Origin of the sequence: Deinococcus misasensis DSM 22328, from assembly GCF_000745915.1 — a bacterium.
In the GTDB taxonomy this organism is placed as follows: domain Bacteria; phylum Deinococcota; class Deinococci; order Deinococcales; family Deinococcaceae; genus Deinococcus_C; species Deinococcus_C misasensis.
In genome coordinates this window covers 26,605-43,950 of record NZ_JQKG01000026.1, presented here as the reverse complement: position 1 = coordinate 43,950, position 17,346 = coordinate 26,605, and the positions used below count along the sequence as shown (strand labels likewise).

At 55.9% G+C, this 17,346-nt stretch carries 14 protein-coding genes; 10 read left to right on the top strand and 4 right to left on the bottom strand.

Translation table 11 applies throughout. From position 1 onward, the window contains the following. Positions 1–41 precede the first annotated feature (41 nt). Both Q371_RS15460 and Q371_RS15450 read left to right on the top strand, forming a co-directional pair. A complete protein-coding gene (locus Q371_RS15460; RefSeq protein ID WP_034341956.1) occupies positions 42–1,790 on the top strand; it encodes an SLC13 family permease in 1,749 nt (582 codons plus the stop codon). 305 nt (positions 1,791–2,095) lie between these two features. Further along, on the top strand, positions 2,096–2,275 hold the full coding sequence (locus Q371_RS15450) for a hypothetical protein (RefSeq protein WP_034341938.1): 180 nt from the start codon (positions 2,096–2,098) through the stop codon (positions 2,273–2,275). A gap of 61 nt (positions 2,276–2,336) precedes the next feature. On the opposite strand, the gene Q371_RS15445 is transcribed toward Q371_RS15450, so the two are convergent. Continuing rightward, on the bottom strand, positions 2,337–3,596 hold the full coding sequence (locus Q371_RS15445; RefSeq protein WP_034341937.1) for an MFS transporter: 1,260 nt from the start codon (positions 3,594–3,596) through the stop codon (positions 2,337–2,339). A 251-nt stretch (positions 3,597–3,847) separates the two neighbouring features. Here Q371_RS15445 and Q371_RS25860 point away from each other — a divergent pair, with 251 nt between their 5' ends. Next, on the top strand, positions 3,848–5,599 hold the full coding sequence (locus Q371_RS25860; protein WP_051964540.1) for a LysM peptidoglycan-binding domain-containing protein: 1,752 nt from the start codon (positions 3,848–3,850) through the stop codon (positions 5,597–5,599). 24 nt (positions 5,600–5,623) lie between these two features. Here Q371_RS25860 and Q371_RS15435 read toward each other — a convergent pair whose 3' ends face one another. Then, a complete protein-coding gene (locus tag Q371_RS15435; protein WP_034341936.1) occupies positions 5,624–6,010 on the bottom strand; it encodes a M67 family metallopeptidase in 387 nt (128 codons plus the stop codon). Between the two features lie 832 nt (positions 6,011–6,842). Between Q371_RS15435 and Q371_RS15430 the strand changes: the two genes are divergently transcribed. The 3 genes from Q371_RS15430 (at position 6,843) to Q371_RS15420 (ending at position 12,349) form a co-directional block, all read left to right on the top strand. Next, the gene (locus Q371_RS15430) at positions 6,843–9,809 is read left to right on the top strand and encodes an FtsK/SpoIIIE family DNA translocase (protein ID WP_034341935.1); all 2,967 of its coding nucleotides are present in this window, start codon (positions 6,843–6,845) and stop codon (positions 9,807–9,809) included. An 81-nt stretch (positions 9,810–9,890) separates the two neighbouring features. After that, positions 9,891–10,358, top strand: coding sequence for a GspH/FimT family pseudopilin (locus Q371_RS15425; RefSeq protein ID WP_034341934.1), 468 nt, complete (start codon positions 9,891–9,893; stop codon positions 10,356–10,358). Between the two features lie 59 nt (positions 10,359–10,417). Continuing rightward, positions 10,418–12,349, top strand: coding sequence for a hypothetical protein (locus Q371_RS15420; protein WP_034341933.1), 1,932 nt, complete (start codon positions 10,418–10,420; stop codon positions 12,347–12,349). Between the two features lie 68 nt (positions 12,350–12,417). Here Q371_RS15420 and pcp read toward each other — a convergent pair whose 3' ends face one another. Beyond that, positions 12,418–13,056 carry a pyroglutamyl-peptidase I gene (gene pcp / locus Q371_RS15415; protein WP_034341932.1) on the bottom strand — a complete coding sequence of 213 codons (639 nt, stop codon included), beginning with the start codon at positions 13,054–13,056 and terminating at the stop codon, positions 12,418–12,420. Positions 13,057–13,318: 262 nt separating this feature from the next. Here pcp and Q371_RS15410 point away from each other — a divergent pair, with 262 nt between their 5' ends. Genes Q371_RS15410 through Q371_RS15395 form a run of 4 tightly spaced genes read left to right on the top strand, consistent with a single transcriptional unit; the run spans position 13,319 to position 16,676 of the window. After that, on the top strand, positions 13,319–14,092 hold the full coding sequence (locus Q371_RS15410) for a transporter substrate-binding domain-containing protein (RefSeq protein ID WP_034341931.1): 774 nt from the start codon (positions 13,319–13,321) through the stop codon (positions 14,090–14,092). Between the two features lie 49 nt (positions 14,093–14,141). After that, complete coding sequence (locus Q371_RS15405; protein ID WP_034341930.1) at positions 14,142–14,879, top strand: amino acid ABC transporter permease; 738 nt, start codon at positions 14,142–14,144, stop codon at positions 14,877–14,879. A gap of 23 nt (positions 14,880–14,902) precedes the next feature. Further along, entirely contained in the window at positions 14,903–16,138 is a 1,236-nt protein-coding gene (locus tag Q371_RS15400; protein WP_034341929.1) for an MFS transporter, read from the top strand. 37 nt (positions 16,139–16,175) lie between these two features. Continuing rightward, complete coding sequence (locus Q371_RS15395; protein ID WP_051964538.1) at positions 16,176–16,676, top strand: hypothetical protein; 501 nt, start codon at positions 16,176–16,178, stop codon at positions 16,674–16,676. On the opposite strand, the gene Q371_RS25855 is transcribed toward Q371_RS15395, so the two are convergent. After that, complete coding sequence (locus tag Q371_RS25855) at positions 16,636–17,292, bottom strand: acetoacetate decarboxylase family protein (protein WP_051964536.1); 657 nt, start codon at positions 17,290–17,292, stop codon at positions 16,636–16,638. The genes Q371_RS15395 and Q371_RS25855 overlap by 41 nt on opposite strands. Positions 17,293–17,346: the final 54 nt, after the last annotated feature.

The window sequence follows — 17,346 nt, the reverse complement described above, 5'->3', positions numbered from 1 at the left end:
AAACTTCAGGCCATTTTGCAGGAAATTCAGAAAGGATGGTCATGGGCACAGAGCAAATTCTGATGCTGGTGCTGCTGGTGGTGGCACTGGTTTTTTTCTCGATTGAAATTCTGGCGGTGGACGTCACTGCCCTGCTGATTCTCGCTTTGTTGATTCTGTTTGGTCTGATCAAACCCGAAGAAGCCTTCCAGACTTTTGGCTCAGAAACGGTGGTGGTGATTGCAGGTCTGTTTGTGCTGACCCGAGCCCTCCTGAAAACCGGAGTGATCGAGGGCATTGGGGCAGCATTGCAAAAATCCTTGGGCAAAAAAGTCAAATGGGTGATGCGGATGATGCTGGCAGTCATCGCCGGGGTGTCAGGCTTTGTCAGCAACACCGCCACGGCAGCCGTGTTTTTGCCTTTCATGCTGAGCCTGACCCGCAGGCTCAATTTGAACCCCTCCAAAACCCTGATGCCTCTGGCCTTTGCCAGCATTCTGGGTGGAACCATCACCGTGATCGGAACCAGCACCAATCTGGTGGTCTCGGGCATCCTGCCCAAATTTGAACAGCCCTCTTTTGGCTTTTTTGAACTGGCGTGGATTGGGGTTCCCATGACCCTGTTTGGCTTGCTGTACCTGTGGTTTGTGGCCCCTCGCCTGCTTCCAGAGCGCAGCACCGACATTGGCACCAACTACCAGCTCAGGGATTATCTGGCAGACCTCACCCTGCCAGAAGGGCACAATTTCCATCAGAAAACCCTGAAAGAAACCCAGTTGGGCGAGGTGTACCAGCTCTGGGTTCTGGCAGTCCGTCGAGGGGACAAGGTGATTCAGGCACCGGGCGCAGACTTCATCGTGCTCTCTGGGGACACCCTTTTGCTGGAAGGCAGCAGTGCCAACCTGATCCGGGTCAAATCCGCTCTGGGCCTGATCACCAAGGCCGAAGACCAGATTGCCCCCGCACAACTCAAACTGGTGGAGTTGTTGATCATGCCCCGCTCTCCCCTGCTGGGACGCACCCTCAAAGAGTACGGTTTCCGTGAAAAATACGGTTGCACGGTGCTAGGCTTCCACCGCTTGCAAAAAACCGTGATTGCCCCTGTCGCCAAAACCCGGTTCCAGATCGGGGATGTGCTGCTGGTGCAAGGCACTCCCGAGCAAACCGAACGCCTGAAATCCAGCTTCGTCCTGATCGACGATGTCTCCGAGGCCGTCCGTGAACACCGCAAAGCCCCTCTGGCGGTGCTGGGATTCCTGTTCCCCATCGTGATGGGAGCGACGGGTTTGATGCCTTTTTCTTCGGCCATTCTGCTCAGTGTGGTGATGATGCTGATTTTCCGGGTGGTCTCTCCAGAGGAAAGCTACAGCACCATCGAATGGCCTGTGCTGGCCCTCATTGCAGCCATGCTGGCCTTTGGAATGGCCTTTCAGGAAACCGGAACCGCCAAAGCCGTGGCTGGCTACATGGCAGACTGGGTCAAACCCCTCGGGCCTTATGGGATTCTGGCAGCTTTCTACATTTTGACCGTGATCCTGACCCAACCCATGTCCAATCAGGCTGCTGCACTGGTGGTGTTGCCTTTGGCCATTGGTGTGGCCAACGAACTCGGGTACAATCCGCGCACTTTTGCAGTGGCCATCACCGTGGCTGCCAGCAACAGTTTCATCACCCCTCTGGAACCGGCCAGTTTGCTGGTGTTTGGACCGGGACGCTACAAGTTTCTGGATTTCATCAAGGTTGGCATGCCCCTGACCGTGCTGGCCTTTGTGCTCGGGATGCTGATCATTCCGTGGAAGTGGCCGTTTTGATGGCCGAGGGCCTCATGTAATCCGTAGCAGAAATCATCAAGGGCATCTGTAGGGGCGAGGCATGCCTCGCCCTGCATGCTTTAGCAAAAGCCCTTTTTGCTCTCGGCCCTCGGCAACTCGCAAACCCTTCTGCCTTCTGCCTTCTGCCTTCTGCCTTCTGCCTTCTGCCTTCTGCCTTCTGCCTTCTGCCTTCTTCTTGACCCCAAGATGCGCCTCCGAAGCGGTTCGGTCGGCGCGGGGTCGCTGCCTTCTGCCTCTTCCCCAGATCTTTGCCTCCTTTCATGCTCACCTGTTAAAATGAAGGCATGACAGAAAACACCGAAACCCGTGCTGTTCCTGCACGCAAACGCAATTACACGGGCTCTGTCGTGACCGCCGTGGTGCTGGGTGTGATTGCAGGAGTGATTGTCGCGCTGTTCTTTTTGAAGAAAAAGCATGGCAACGACGTGGATCTGGACGAAAACGACAACCCTTTATTCGTTTGAGCCAATCATCGTTTGCCCCCGAGATCGGGGGCTTTATTCTTTTTGCTGCTGTTTTCTGGTTTCACTTCAGTGCGTTGCGGTACACGTACAGCAACCATCCCACCACCACAAATCCCAGAGCACTGAGCACCACCACTCCCATCTGGGGTCCAAATGGACCGTGGCTGGAAATCGCATAACCTTCCAGAGCAGCACCAATGGGGGCACTGCCCACCAGAACGGTGGTGTAGAGGCTCATCACCCGGCCACGCAGTTCGTTGGGAATGGACAGTTGGATCAGGCTGTTGGCACTGACCAGGCAACTCATCATGGCGAAACCGCACACCACCAGAGCCCCTGCACCCACATACATGTTGGGGCTCATGGCGAACATCACGTTGGTGATGGGCAGGGCCAGAGCGGCCAAACGCAGGTTGCGCTCTGGCTTGGGTGAACTGGCCTGTCTGAGTGCGCCAATCATGCAGCCCAGACCAAAAGCAGCACTGAGTCCGCCAAAGGCAGCTTCTTTGAGCATGAACACCTGTTTGGCGAAGTACGGAATCAGGATGTTGAAGTTGATGACGGTGATGGACACCACACCAATCAGCAGCATGATGAATTTCACTTTGGGGGTGGATTTCACGTACCGCAAACCCTCAGCGATGCGGCCCAGCATGCCCTGCTGGATCTGGGGCTCGGGGTCTTTCCAGTGCAGTTGGGCCTGAATGAACATCACAGCCAGAAAGGTGACTGCATTCAGGTAAAACGGGAAGGCCAGTCGGCTGAGGGCGTCTTCGTTGCCTCCGGCCAGCAAATACACGCCCAGAGGCACCACCAGACCAAACAAGGCCTGACCGATGGTTCTGGAGGTGTTGAAAGCCAGACTGTTCAGGGCCACCGCATTGGGCAGGGATTCTCTGGGAACGAACTCGGCCAGCAAAGACTGGCGGGCTGGCATGTTGAATGCATTGGCAAGTCCACTCAGGGCAGACATCACAAAGATCAGGGTCAGGTTGATGTGCCCGGTGTGAATCAGCACACCCGAGGTCAGGGCAATCAGCATGAAAGCCACTTGCGTTCCCTGCAAGACGGCTTTTTTGGAAATGCGGTCCAGAAGCGCTCCGGCAAAGAGCGAGAACAGCAAGGTCGGGGTGAACTGCACCACGTTGACCCATCCCAGGATTTGGCTTGAAGGGGTGAGTTCCAGCACCAGATAAGAAAGTGCTGTGGTCTGGATCCAGCTCGCAAGCAGGCTGAGGATTTGAGAGTACCAGTACACCCTGAAATCGGTGTGGATCAGGGCCTGGAAGGTGCGTTGTTGCCACTGTCGCAAGCCATTCATGGGGTCATCATAAGCCTCCCTGAAGGGCATTTTGACTAAGCATGCTGGCTTAAACTGTACGGGGCACCCACATGAATGAAGCTTCTGAGAAGAGTCCTTTCCCTGAGAAACCCGGACTCATGAAACCTTGGTGCACTACAGGATCTCCCCATCCTGCAACTGAGGATTTGTGATCCAGATCTTCATCAAGTGAGGTTTCATGAAAGGCTCACATCTTCTCAACATCTTTGTCTGCGTATGATGGAAAAGTCATGCGTTCCAATCTCAGGGTTTTGGGTGTGTTTTTACTGGTTTCTGCCGCCCAGGCAGGAAGTTATACCGTTCAGAAGAACGATACGCTTTACAGCCTCGCAAAACGCTTCGACATCACCATTGAAGAACTGCTGAAGCTCAATGGGATGAAAGAGCCCAAACTGACCCTCGGGCAAACCCTCAAGGTTCCCGATGCCAAGCCCGTGGCAAAACCAGCGGTCAAACCTGCATCTGCCCTGCCCAGAGAGCATGTGGTGGGTCAAAAGGAAACCCTTTTTGGCATTGCCAAAAAGTACGGCCTGAAAACCGAGGACCTCAAAAAATACAATGGCCTGACCAGCAATGACCTGGCAGTGGGTCAGGTTTTGAAGTTGCACCCTGAGGCCACCGCCAGCAAGCCTGTGTCCAAAGAGACCCCATCGGCCAAAACCCCTGCTCCCAAAGCAGAATCCAAGCCTGCACCTGCTGCAACCGGCACCAAAACCGAATCCAGCAAGGCCCCTGTCAAACCAGAGAGCAAACCTGCCGAAGCCAAAACCGTGGCGGTTACCCCTTTGCCGGCCAAACCAACGACCAGCACCACCACCGCAAAAACGGACACCAAAACGGCTTCTGGAACGGCCAACAAAACAGACACCACCAAGGCCCCTGAAGCCAAAACCACCCCTGCCAAAACCCCAGAGGTGGCCAAAACCGAGGCCACCAAAAAAGAGCCTGCTCAAACAGCCACCGTCAAAACCGAACCTGTTGCTGCAAGCAGTGCAACTTCCAACAAGGACAGCAACAAAGACAGCAAGGAAGCTCCCAAAGCCGCCAAAGTCAAACCTGTCCTGACCGGGGCCACCACCTATGTGGTGCAAAAAGGGGACAACCTTTACAACCTTGCCCGCAAATTCGGTGTGACAGTGGATGAGCTCATGGACTGGAATGCTCTGGACACCCACAGTCTGGATGTGGGCCAGAACCTGCAATTGATCGCCAGGGTGCAACCTGCCCCTGAAGTCAAGCCAGAGGTCAAAGAGGAACTCAAAGCCTCCTTGAAAGAGCCTGTTCAGGAACCTGTGCGGGTGACCTCAACGGTCAAGCCCTCTGCTGAGCAAGAAAAAGTCACCATTCAGCCTGTGCAGGTGGTGGACAATGCGGTCACCCTGACCCCTTCCAGCGTTCCAGAGCGGCATGTGGTGCAAAAAGGTGACACGTTAAGCGTGCTGGCCCGCAAGTACTCCACCACCGTCAGTGCCATTCAGGAAGCCAACAACCTGCTGGACACCCGTTTGCAGGTCGGGCAGGTTTTGATTTTGCCCAACAGCCTCAAGAACATTCCAGAGCCTTCCAACCTGATCAACATCGTCTCCACCACACCCAATCCGTGGCGCGATTACGCCATGAGCCTGATGAACATCCCCTACGTGTACGGGGGCACCAACCCGGAAAAAGGTCTGGATTGCAGCGGTTTCACTTTGCTGGTGATGCAGCAAGCCGGAGTCAAACTGCCCAGAACCAGTCTGGAACAGTCACGGGTCGGTGAGGATGTGGACCTGCAAGAACTGCAAGAAGGGGACCTGATCTTCTTTGACACCCTCGGGCATGGGGTGTCGCACGTGGGCATCTATCTGGGAGACAACCAGTTCATTCATGCCAACAGTTATCTGGAACGGGTGTCCATCGATGACATCACCAACAACTACTATGCCAAGCGCGTGGTGGGTGTGAAACGGGTGCTGGCTCCGCTGACCACCGCTCAACGCTGAGCGGCAACATCAACACACCAGAGTTCAGGCCACCTGCACGTCCACCTGTTCACGGGAAGGCAGCAGGTAGGCCCCCACTTCTCCGTCGCGCAGGTTGAGGATCAGGTGTGGCACGTCGTATTCGGCGTTTCGAACGTCGGTCATGCTGGGGGTGCTCGGGCCATTGGGGTGGGAGTGGTAAATCCCGAGCAGTTGCATGCCTTCTGCGTCCATGACTTTCAAAGCCCGGATCAGACGTGCTGGATCCGCAAAATACTGACGGGTCGGGTCTGGGGCCACATTGACCAGAGGATAAACGGCTTGCACCAGATTGCCCACACCAGCAAGCACCCCCACGCATTCGCATGGAGCATCCCTGAATGCATGGGCCCACAATTGTTTCCACAAAACCTCGGGAATGCGCAGGATCACACGTCCACCTCCTCAGAACACACGGTTGATTCCATTGTGCACGAAAAATCCTGTCGTTTTCCTTAACTTGTGACACGATTGGCACAAAGTCCAATGGAATCTGTCACAGGACTTTGAAGGGGTGGAGCTTGGCGCTTGAACTTTGTTGGACTCTGGGGCTACTGCAACACACCCATCCAGAGCAGAATCCCGTACAGCAAGAGCGGAATGGCCACCACCCCGAGAATCAGCTTGAAGATGCGCCACAGGTCACTGAACAACTCTTTCACAGTTTGAGTTTAGCAGAAGGGTCTCTGGTGCAATGGTGAGGGGGACAACGTGCTGAGAGCCGGCGGCCCAGCGCGAAGCGCCTCAGTGCCGACGGGGCCGCCCCCGAGCGACCCAGCCGATCAAACCGCTTTGATCGGCGCAGTCGGGTCAAGAAGGCACGTGGTCAGAGGCAAGAAACTGGCCGTCCAGTGAGCGCGTAGTAGGGCCAAGACAGAGCCGAGAGCCGAGAGCCGAGAGCCGAGAGCCGAGAGCATCGTGCAATACGTACAAAAACTCGTCAAGGGGATCTCGTGTAGGGCGAGGCGGGCAAGTTCACCAACATGTGGTGAACTGTTCTGCACAAGAAGCATGCCTCACCCAACTGGCAGAAATCTCAGGCCTCCTTTACGCCCAGTGGGTCAATCTATGATGTCTTGAGGTTTAAAATTCAACCCGCGGTTTTTTTGCTGATCTCAACTCCATGTTCTTCAACATGAAGCCCGAATCTTCACGTTGATGCATTTACTCCAATGAGCATCACCCTCAAATCCATACACTTCCTGTACATGCTATCCTGAAAAGCGTGACCAAACGCATAAAAAACGCCAGCAAAAGCAAAAAAGCGCCTGTCAACAATCCCGGCAACCATGAGGTTTACGGGTTGGTGCTGTTCGCTGTTGCCCTGTTCTGCATGCTGTGCATTTATGCTCCCAGTCAGTACACCGGAGGGCTGGGAACTTCCGTCCGGGATTACCTGTTGAACAGTCTCGGGTGGGGTGCCTATGCCACTCCCCTGTATCCGATTGTGTATGGCGTGCTTGCCTTCATGGAAAAAGACCCCAAATCCATCGCCCGGCCGGTGATTGCCAGCGGCATCCTGATCGTTTCAGGTTTGCTGGCCAGCAACATCATCGAGCCCCTCTCTGGCGGAGCATGGCTGGGATACATCACCGAACCCATCCGCCAACTCATCAGCTATGGTGGCCTGATCCTGCCCCTGATCGGCCTGACCCTCGGGGCGGAAGTGCTGTTGCAACTGCCTCCATTCAGCCTCTTGATTGCCTTTTTCCGTCTGATCAGCGAAAAAGTGGTGGGCATTGCCCAGACCACCGAACTGAATTCCCAGCAACGCAAACTGTACGGCAAATTGCGGGCACAGGAACAGGAACTTGAAGCCCTGATGTCCCTGTATCCCTCTGCGCAGGAACTGAAAGTCTGGCTGACCACCCTGCGCAAAGCCAAAGTGAACATCCCTGACTTCACCCCAGAGGAGAAACTCCAACTGGAGGAAGAACTCAGCAACACGCACGACCTGCTGAAGGATTTTTCCAGCAAGAAAGCCTTCGAGATCACCGAGCAATTGCAAGACGAGGATTACCCCCTCCCAGAGCTGCCCCACGAACTGGAACGCCCCCTCAAACTGGAGTTGCAAAGCGCCCAGTTGATGGAAGGGCACCGTTCTTTGCTGGTTCGGGAGTACAACGATCTGGTGGGCACCATCCGCAAAATGGGCCGTGAGCGGGAGCAGAACATCAAAACCCTCTCTGGTCAGGTGAAAGCTGCACAGTTGCGTCAGGTGCTGACCTTGCAAGAAAGTCGCACTTCGTCATGGAAACAGACCACCAAATCTGTGACCCTCTGGCAACAGCAGGTGGATGTGTTCGTTCCATGGATGGATTTTCTTGTGGAGGTGGCTGCCCATTCTCAGGGTCTGGTGCTGGACAGCGAACTGGCCAAGAAACTGTCCCAGAACTTCAAGAAAACCCTGCGTGAATTGGGCTGGTGGCAAAAAAGTCTGGAGAACCTGCAAGGGGCTCCAGCGGTTCCAGCGGCCAAACATGAAGTCCCAGAGAATGTGGAGTTTGATCTGGATTTCAGCAGTCTGGATTTCAGCTTTGAGGAACCCAAACCTGAAACCAAACCCGAGCCCATCCCCACCCCTGCCCCATCCACTTTTCAGGCCCCAGAGCCTGATCCTGCCCCTTGGATGGAACCTGAAAATGCCTCAGAAAAAGCCGCCAGAGAAGGCACCAATCCTCTGGAACCCGAGCGGCCCAAGCCCAACCTGAAAGATCCGCTGCCTTCTGTGGGGGCCATTCCAGCCACCAAACCCGAAATGGACTTGCTGGACCCCATCCCCAACACCACGCAGGACCGGCGCATTCTGGACCAGATGGCCCGCGAACGGGCCGACCTGATCAACCAGACCCTTTCTGAATTCAAGGTGCAGGCCCGTGTGACCGATTTTGCCAGAGGTCCCACGGTCACCCGTTATGAAATTGAGCCTGCCCCCGGCGAGAAAATCTCCAGGATCTCGGGCCTCAGCAATGACCTTGCCCGTGCGCTTGCCGTGGGTGGGGTGCGCGTGGAAGCTCCCGTTCCCGGCAAGAGCGTGATCGGTCTGGAGGTTCCCAACGCCGAGCGTGAACCCATCACCTTCCATGCTGCGATTGCCTCCAAAGCTTTTGGAGATTCCAAAGCGAAACTGCCCATCGTGCTTGGAAAAAGCATTGACGGGGAAATGTACGTGGGCGATCTGGCCCGCATGCCCCACCTGCTGATTGCAGGTTCCACGGGCTCGGGGAAATCGGTGTGTGTGAACACCCTGATCGTGAGCCTGCTGTACCGTTACCTGCCTCAGGAACTGCGGTTTGTGATGATCGACCCCAAAATGGTGGAACTGACCCCCTACGACGGCATCCCCCACCTGATCCGTCCAGTGGTGACCAACCCTGCCGATGCGGCCGGAGTGCTGCTCGGGACGGTGGCGCACATGGAACGGCGTTACAAGATGATGAGTCAGGTGGGCGCGAAAAACCTTGAGCAGTTCAACGCCAAGATGCGCCAGATTGGCGACCCCGAGTTGCCTTACATGGTGATCATCATTGACGAGCTTGCCGACCTGATGATCACCAGTCCCAAAGAAGTGGAAAGCGCGATCATGCGTCTGGCCCAGATGGCCCGGGCCACCGGGATGCACTTGGTTCTGGCCACCCAGCGCCCGAGTGTGGACATCCTGACCAGCTTGATCAAGGTGAACGTGCCTGCCCGCATCGCTTTTGCGGTGTCCAGCAGCCACGATTCCCGCACCATTCTGGACAACACCGGCGCAGAACGCCTGACCGGTCAGGGCGACATGCTGTTTTACCAGCCCGGTCTGGTGAAACCCGTGCGTTTGCAAGGCCCCTACATCTCCGAAGGGGAAACCGTGCGCATCAACGACTTCTTGCGCCGTCAGTTCTTCGAAGACTGGTTTGGCGAGTCTTACGGCACCGACTTCGATGGTGTAGATGAAGCCGGAGCAGGTCCCAAAGCGAGTGGCCCCATGGATTTCTCTGACCCCTTGCTCCGTCAGGCAGCAGAGATTTGCATCGAAGAAGGACAAGGCAGCGTTTCCCGTTTGCAACGCCGTCTGAGCGTCGGGCATGCCCGTGCAGGGAAATTGATGGACATGCTGGAAGCCATGGGTATCGTCAGCAAACATCAGGGTTCCAAGCCCCGCGACATCCTGATTTCCAGAGATGACCTTCCCGAGTTCTTTGGTAAGTGAAATCCTCCTTCTGAGCCGGAGAAACCCTTAAAATTGCCCATCGGCACAACATTCACCCCTCTGGTCTGACAGGCTGGAGGGGTGAAAACCTTGAATGCTTGTGGTGTGACTTTGCTGGAAATGTTGATCGTGCTGGGGGTGCTCTCGGTGGCCCTGTTGCTGGTGGCCGCCCAGCACCGACCCGATGACCTGTTGCTGCGTCAAACGGCGCGTGAAGTGCAACTGCTTTTTGTACATGCCCGTCTGGAAGCCATCAAACGGGGTGTTCCAGTCCTTGTCGCCTTCGAACCCGAGCGCATCGAAAGTTGTGTCCCTCTGCAAAACCAGAGCACATGCCAAGACCAGTCCCTTTTGCGTGAAGTCAAAATTCCCGAAAAACGCCTCACCTACACACACAATTTTCCCAGCAACCTGCTCTGGAACCCTGAGGGCTTTCCCAAACAAACCGGAACCGGATTTGCAGCAGGCACTCTGGAATTGAACAACCAGAACCGCACCCTGAAACTGATTCTGTCTGCTGGAGGTCGCATGAGGCAGGAGCAACCATGACCGATTTGTTAATGTTTCCTTTACAAAGGAACAAACCGTGGCCCTTAAGATGGGTGCATATGCGACTGAACTCGATTTTGATCGGCAGCTTGATTTTGACATCCAGTGCTCTGGCCCAGACGGGGGGCACCTTGCCTCTGGTGAATGTGGGAGATGCATTCGGCTGGGTCACCAAGGGCGAGACATACACCTTCACCATTCTGGAAGAGCAGAAGAACCTGCCCATCAACCTGGAGGTGTTCTCTCCAGGCCTCAACCTGAACGATTACGTGAATGGCCGGGCCACCACCGGTTACTACGGCGATGAAATTTACGGCAAGGATTTGCCTTTCGCCTCGATCATCACCCTGACAGGTCCCAACGGCAAGGTGTTTGAACGCAGGTACGAAAACACGCTGGCCCACACCTGGGAACGTCTCATCAGCACTCCACTGCCTGCTGGAACGTACACCCTGAAAGTCAGCAGTGAAGGCAAAGGCAAGAATGCTTACGCCCTGAGGCTCGGGAACGGCATCAATTTGCTGTCTGACCAGTTCAGCATCAATGCCAGAGGCAAGCCCGACCAGTACATGCTGGCCGCCCAACTGAACGTCCCGGACTTCATGCTGGGCAAAGAAATCCAGCTTCACAACTACGATGGGGATGGGGTCGCCGATCTGGAACTGTACGCCGATGCTCCGGACGGCAAGCGCTACCGACTGACCACCTCCGACAACGGAAAAACCGCCATTGACCGCTTCAAGGTGACCGAAGACCTGCTGGGCCTCTGGAACATCTATGCCCGCATCCCCGAGAAGCCCAGCCAGTATTCCAACGCCTTCAATTTGAAATTGACCGTCAACAACGAGCCGTTCAATGGGATTGTGCCTCCGTTTGCCACACCAGTGGGCGTCAAACTCACCCCCACCGTGACCGTGGAAGTGGTGGACACGCAGGGCAAACCCATTCCGAATGCCAGTTACACCCTCACCAACAACAAAGACTGGTGCGCCGTTCCGGTGCTGCCCAAGAGTTACATTCCGGTGTCTTCCAGCATCGTGGAAGGCAAAGGCAACGTGCAGAGCAACACCTCCGCCTGCGTGACCGACGCCCCCTCCAAAATCCGGTTTGTGGCCCGCCTGAATGAAGGCAAACTGCGTGTGAATGCCGTGGCTGTGCTGGGCAACAACCGCATCCCCCTGAACAGCATTCCCTTTCAGGTGACCGGATCGGCCTCTGGAAGTCCCATCACGGCCAGAACCCCGATCAGCCTGAGCCTGCCCCCCGGAAGCTACACCGTGATTCCCACCGAAATTCCTGGTTCCAGCACCGGAACCGAAACCGGCGTGGTGGTCGTGGAGCAGGAAAACACCGTCACTCTGGAATACCGGGTCAAAACCGAAGTGATCGTGTCCACCAGCCCAGATGTGGTGGATTTCTGCGGCAACACCTCTGTGAATGCCATTGCCCGGACCCAGTTCCCCTACCCCATCAAGAGCACCTTGAGCGTGACTTTGCCTCAGGGCATCACTGCAAATGTGCCCACCCAGACCTCCGGGAACCTTGCCGATGGCAGCCCCCTGACCGTGTCTTTTGTGGGCAAAGCCTGCGCCAATGGAGACATCACGGGCACGCTGGACATCAGTGGCCTCAGCACCACCAACAACGTGCAGGTGCGCCCCCTCAGTCTGGTGATCAGTGGCATCAAAGAAGAAAACAGCCATGTGCGCGTCAAAAAAGCCCTGAGCTTTGACGGCAAGGCCTACAACATCACCCTGAACCTGAGCGTGGAAAAAGCCGTCAAGAACCTGACGGTGGTGGACAACCTGCCCAAAAGCGACACCTTCACCGCCCGCAGCAACCTGACCAGCAAGGGCCTGAACGCCCAACTCAGCGGAAACACCTTCAGGCTCGGGGATGTGCAGCCCGGAGAGTACACCATCCAGTACCAGATTTTCTCGGACCTGTCACCAGAGCAGATCCTCACCATGCCTGAAATCAACTGGGATTGAGACCCCAACCCCCGATCCTTCGCTCAGGATGGTCCCCCTTGATTTCAAGGGGGATTTTTGGTGGTGCTTCAGCAGATGTTGCCACCCACAGCCACAATTTCAGCCGGGTTCTGGGCACATTCCTGAGCCACAATGACCAGTCCTCGCACGATGGTTTCCAGAGCCATGCTGGGCTCCCATCCGCGACCAGAGACCTGCTCTGGCAGGTAGGGCACATGCACAAAACCACCCTTGATGCCGGTATGGCGGGTGCTGAGGTCGTGCATCAGGCCATAAAACACATCGTTGCACACGAATGTGCCTGCGGTGTAACTGATGTCAGAAGGGACACCCTGTGCTGTGAGTTGCTGGCGCAAGCGCTTCACAGGCAAGGTGGTGAAATAGGCACTCGGGGCACCTTCAAAAATGGGCTCGTCGATGGGTTGCTGGCCTGCATTGTCAGGAATGCGGGCATCCATCAGGTTGATGGCGACCCGTTCCAGACTGATCGAGGGGCGACCTCCGGCCTGTCCGGTGCAGATCACCACTTGAGGACGGTGGTCTTCGATGGCCACCCGCAGTTCTTCCAGAGCAGCACCAAAAACGGTGGGAAGCTGGTGGCACACCACCAGATCAGGCAACTGTTCGGCCACCCTCTGGACCGCCATCCATGAGGGGTTGATCTGTTCTCCGCCGAAAGGTTCAAAACCGGTCATCAAAACGCGCATATGGGCAGCATACAGCCAGAAGCTGAAGGCGGGTGAGAGGTGAACAGCATTGAAGAAACACAGAAAGCGGTCAGGATTTGTACCCGATTTCAGTGTGTTTGAGGCAGGAAGCTTCTAGAATCGTTGTCTGGCAAGTTGTTTGCCAGCGTCTTCCCTGTCGTGACCCCAAGCCTAAGCCATTTGGAATAGTTGACATCTTCTGTCAATAATCTTATGATGGCATCGACTGCGGAAACTGTTCGCACTGAAAGGACAACAACCCGTGAAAAAAATCCTGATTCCCCTGACCCTGCTCCTGCTGGGTGCAGCCCAAGCTGAACTTCTGGACACGGTCAAAAGCCGTGGAACCCTCAAAATTGCTCTGGAGGGCACCTACCCTCCCTTCAACTACCGCGATGAGAAAAACCAACTGGTGGGCTTCGATGTGGACATCGCCCGTGAACTGGCCGAGCGTCTGGGGGTCAAACCCGAGTTCATCACCACCGAGTGGAGCGGCATCATTGCTGGTCTGCAAGCCGGGAAATACGATGTGATCGTCAATCAGGTGTCGATCACCAGTGAGCGTCAGAAAATTCTGGACTTCTCCAAACCCTACATTTTCTCCAGTGCACAACTGATTGTGCGCAAAGGCGAGCCCCGCAAATTCAAAACCCTGAACGACCTGAAGGGCAAAAAACTCGGGGTGGGGTTGGGCAGCAACTACTACGACATGGCCAAATCGGTGGCTGGCATCGAACTGAAAACCTATCAGGCCGCTCCTGACACCCTGCGTGACCTGAGTCTGGGCCGCATTGACGCTGCCCTGAACGACAGTTTGCTGATGGCCTACCTGACCGTCAAAACCCGTCTGCCCGTCAAAGGTGGAGCCCAGATCGGGGAAGCCACCTCGATGGGGATCCCTTTCCAGAAAAACAACCCCAAATTTGCCGCCGCCATCAACAAAGCCCTGGACGACATGAAAAACGATGGCACCTACCTGAAAATCAGCAAAAAGTGGTTTGGCAAAGATGTCTCCAAAGCCCCCAAAGACCAGTAACCTCCCACAGATTCAGGCCTCCCTTGCAGAAGGGGGGCATTGATCTTTGATGGAACTTCTTGAAACCCTCTTCACCGACCTGAAAGGCCTGTACCAGAACGCTGTGCAGGCTTTCCCTGCCATGGTGCTGGCCACCCGTTACACGCTGGCCTACGCCGTGGGAAGCATGCTGCTGGGCGTCTTCATCGCTTTTGTGGTGGCCATTTTGAGGGTCAACAAAACCCCGGTGCTGGACCCTCTGGCCCGCCTGTACGTCAGTGTGATCCGGGGCACTCCCCTGCTGGTGCAAATTTACATGACCTACTACGGGGTGCCCTCCTTCTGGCAGACCATCGACGCCCAGTATCCAAAACTGGTCCCGGACCTGTTGATCGATTTTCCCGTGTGGCTGGCTGGCACCCTCGCTCTGGGTCTGAATGTCGGGGCCTACATGAGCGAGACCATCCGCGGTTCCATCGAAGGGATTGGAAAAGGGCAGTGGGAGGCAGCCCGTTCTCTGGGCCTGACCTCTTTTCAGACCATGACCACCATCATCCTGCCGCAAGCCATCCGCACCGCTTTGCCCAGCATGGGAAACAGCTTTGTGGGCCTCCTCAAAGACACCAGTCTGCTCAGCGTGATCACCATTCCAGAGCTGATGAAGGTGGCTTACGAAAATTACTCCCGCACCTTTGATGGCCGCGCCTATTTTTTAAGCGCCGCCCTGATTTACTGGGTGCTCAGTGCCTCATTTGGGGCTTTGCAACATCGGCTTGAAAAACGTCTGGCCCGCGCCAATCCCCTGTAAAATCCATTCATCCGGAACCCACCATGACCCACACCCAAGAAAACGCCTTCCGATATCCTGCCTTCCGTTACCTGATGCTCGCCACTGTGGGTTCCTCTCTGGCTGGACGTGCCCTTGCCGTGGTGATTGGCTTCCAGATTTACCAGATCACCAAAAGCCCACTGGCTCTGGGCTGGTTGGGGCTCTGGGAAGCCCTCCCTGCACTGGGACTCGCCCTCTTTGGAGGTTACTTTGCAGACCAGCACGACCGGCGCAAAATCCTGCTGGTGACCCGAGGGGTCTCGGTGGTGTGTGCGTTGCTGTTTGCGGTGTTCTCCGACAACATCCAGACCATGGGACTGGCCGGACTGTACGCTCTGGTGTTCGTTGCCGGGATCGCCAGAGGTTTTGGCGATCCTGCCAGCAACGCCTTTGAAACGCAGGTGGTGCCCATGCAGGCTTACCTCAACGCTTCTTCATGGCTGGGAAGCGCGTGGCAGGCCTGCTCGATCATTGGTCCAGCTTTAGGAGGTCTGGCTTACGACTGGCTTGGGCCCAAGGGCACGTACCTGCTGATTGCCGGACTGTATCTGATGTCGTGGATCAGCTTCCTGCTCCTCAAACCCACCCTGAAACCTGCCCCGAGGGCCCGTGAACCGATGGGACAGAGCATCAAAAGCGGGGTGCGGTTCGTGTGGAACGACAAGGTGCTGGTGGGATCGATGGCTCTGGATTTGTTTGCCGTGCTGTTCGGCGGAGCAGTGGCTTTGCTTCCAGTTTTTGCCAACGACATTCTGCATGTGGGGGCAAAAGGGCTTGGATTTCTGGTGGCAGCCCCATCGGTGGGGGCTTTGCTGGTGATGCTGTGGGCCACCAAACGGCCTCCTGTGGACCATGCTGGACGCACCCTCTTGCTGTGCATTGCCGGGTTTGGCATCAGCATCATTGTGTTTGCCCTGTCCAAGAATTTTTACCTGTCTCTGGTGGCCTTGATGTTCAGCGGGGCTTTCGATGGGGTGAGCATGGTGATCCGCCGGGCCATTTTGCGCCTGAGAACCCCGGACCATTTGCGTGGACGGGTCGCCTCGGTGAGTTTGCTGTTCATCGGGTCTTCCAATGAAATTGGGGCTTTTGAGAGCGGAATGGCCGCCCACCTGCTGGGAACCGTGGCCTCGGTGTGGATGGGTGGCATCGTGACTTTGCTGGTGGTTCTGGGCACAGCAGCTCTGGTTCCAGAGCTTCGCAAACTCAGCCTGCGTCCAACCGCCACCACCGAATAAAACCTTTTCAGTACACAGCATCCAGTACCATGAACCCATGTACTACCTCAGGTGGTTGGGTCTGGTCTTCATGGCAGCTCTGGTGCTGTTCTGTTTCTTCAGGCCTGAGACCTACCTGCTGCTGGATTACGTCAATTTGATTTTCCATGAGGCAGGGCACATCCTGTTTCAACCCTTTGGAGAACTGATGATGTTTCTGGGAGGGTCCATCATGCAGGTGCTGGTCCCTCTGGTGTGCGCCGGGGTTTTCGCTTACCAGAAAGACCTTTACGCCTCTGGTTTGACTTTGCTGTGGGCCACCCAGAGCCTGATCAATGTCAGTGTGTACATCCGGGATGCCAGCAGCAGGTCACTGCCCCTCATCACCGATGACCCGGACACCCACGACTGGTGGAACATCCTCCTGATCCTGAACCGCTTGCAGCAGGACGATGCCATTGCCAATGTGGCGGTGTTCTGGGCATTTTTGCTGTACCTGTTTGCCCTGTATGTAAGCTTCAGAGGACTTTTCTTTGCGGCACCGGAAAATTCAAATTGAAGGAACGCACCTCGAAGCCTGCCAGAGGCCTCTGGTGGGAAAGGTCAGGGAACAGTTCGCTGTTGCCTTTGAATGCCATCAAGCGGGCAGGCCGAACCCAACCATTGCCAGAGAGGGTGGTCAGGATGTGTTGCCTGCCGTACATCTGGAGCAAGGTCCTCATGTCAGGAGGAACAGGCGCAGTGGAAACCGGCAAAAAAGGCCCCTCCGACTTCACATAAAAGTCTGCAATGTGCTCCTGCCCGAGGTGCACCTGAACCTGATCTTTGGCAAACTGGAAATCGGCACGCTCTTTGGGAATGCCCCAGTTGTGCCATCCTGAAACCACACTTTCCAGCGTGGACACGTAAATCTTGGTGATCGAGAAGTGGGTGCGGTTGTCCTGACCCGAGAACATCCCCGGAATGAACAACAACTCCTGATAAGGACCGGCAGGAGAACGGGCATAATCCACCAGCATCACCGTCCCGAGACCTCCTGAAAAGCGGCTCTGGAGGGGCGCAGGAACCCAGCCTGAAGATTGCACAAATTCATCGGAGAAACGGTAGACAAAGACAAACCCCCTCCCGGTCAGATGCCAGGGTGGGGGCACAGGTTTCAGGGAGTGGTGGGTCATGTTGGGTTGATCATATCAAGTTTGAGGTAAAGCAGAAGGTCAAAGGCAGAAGGC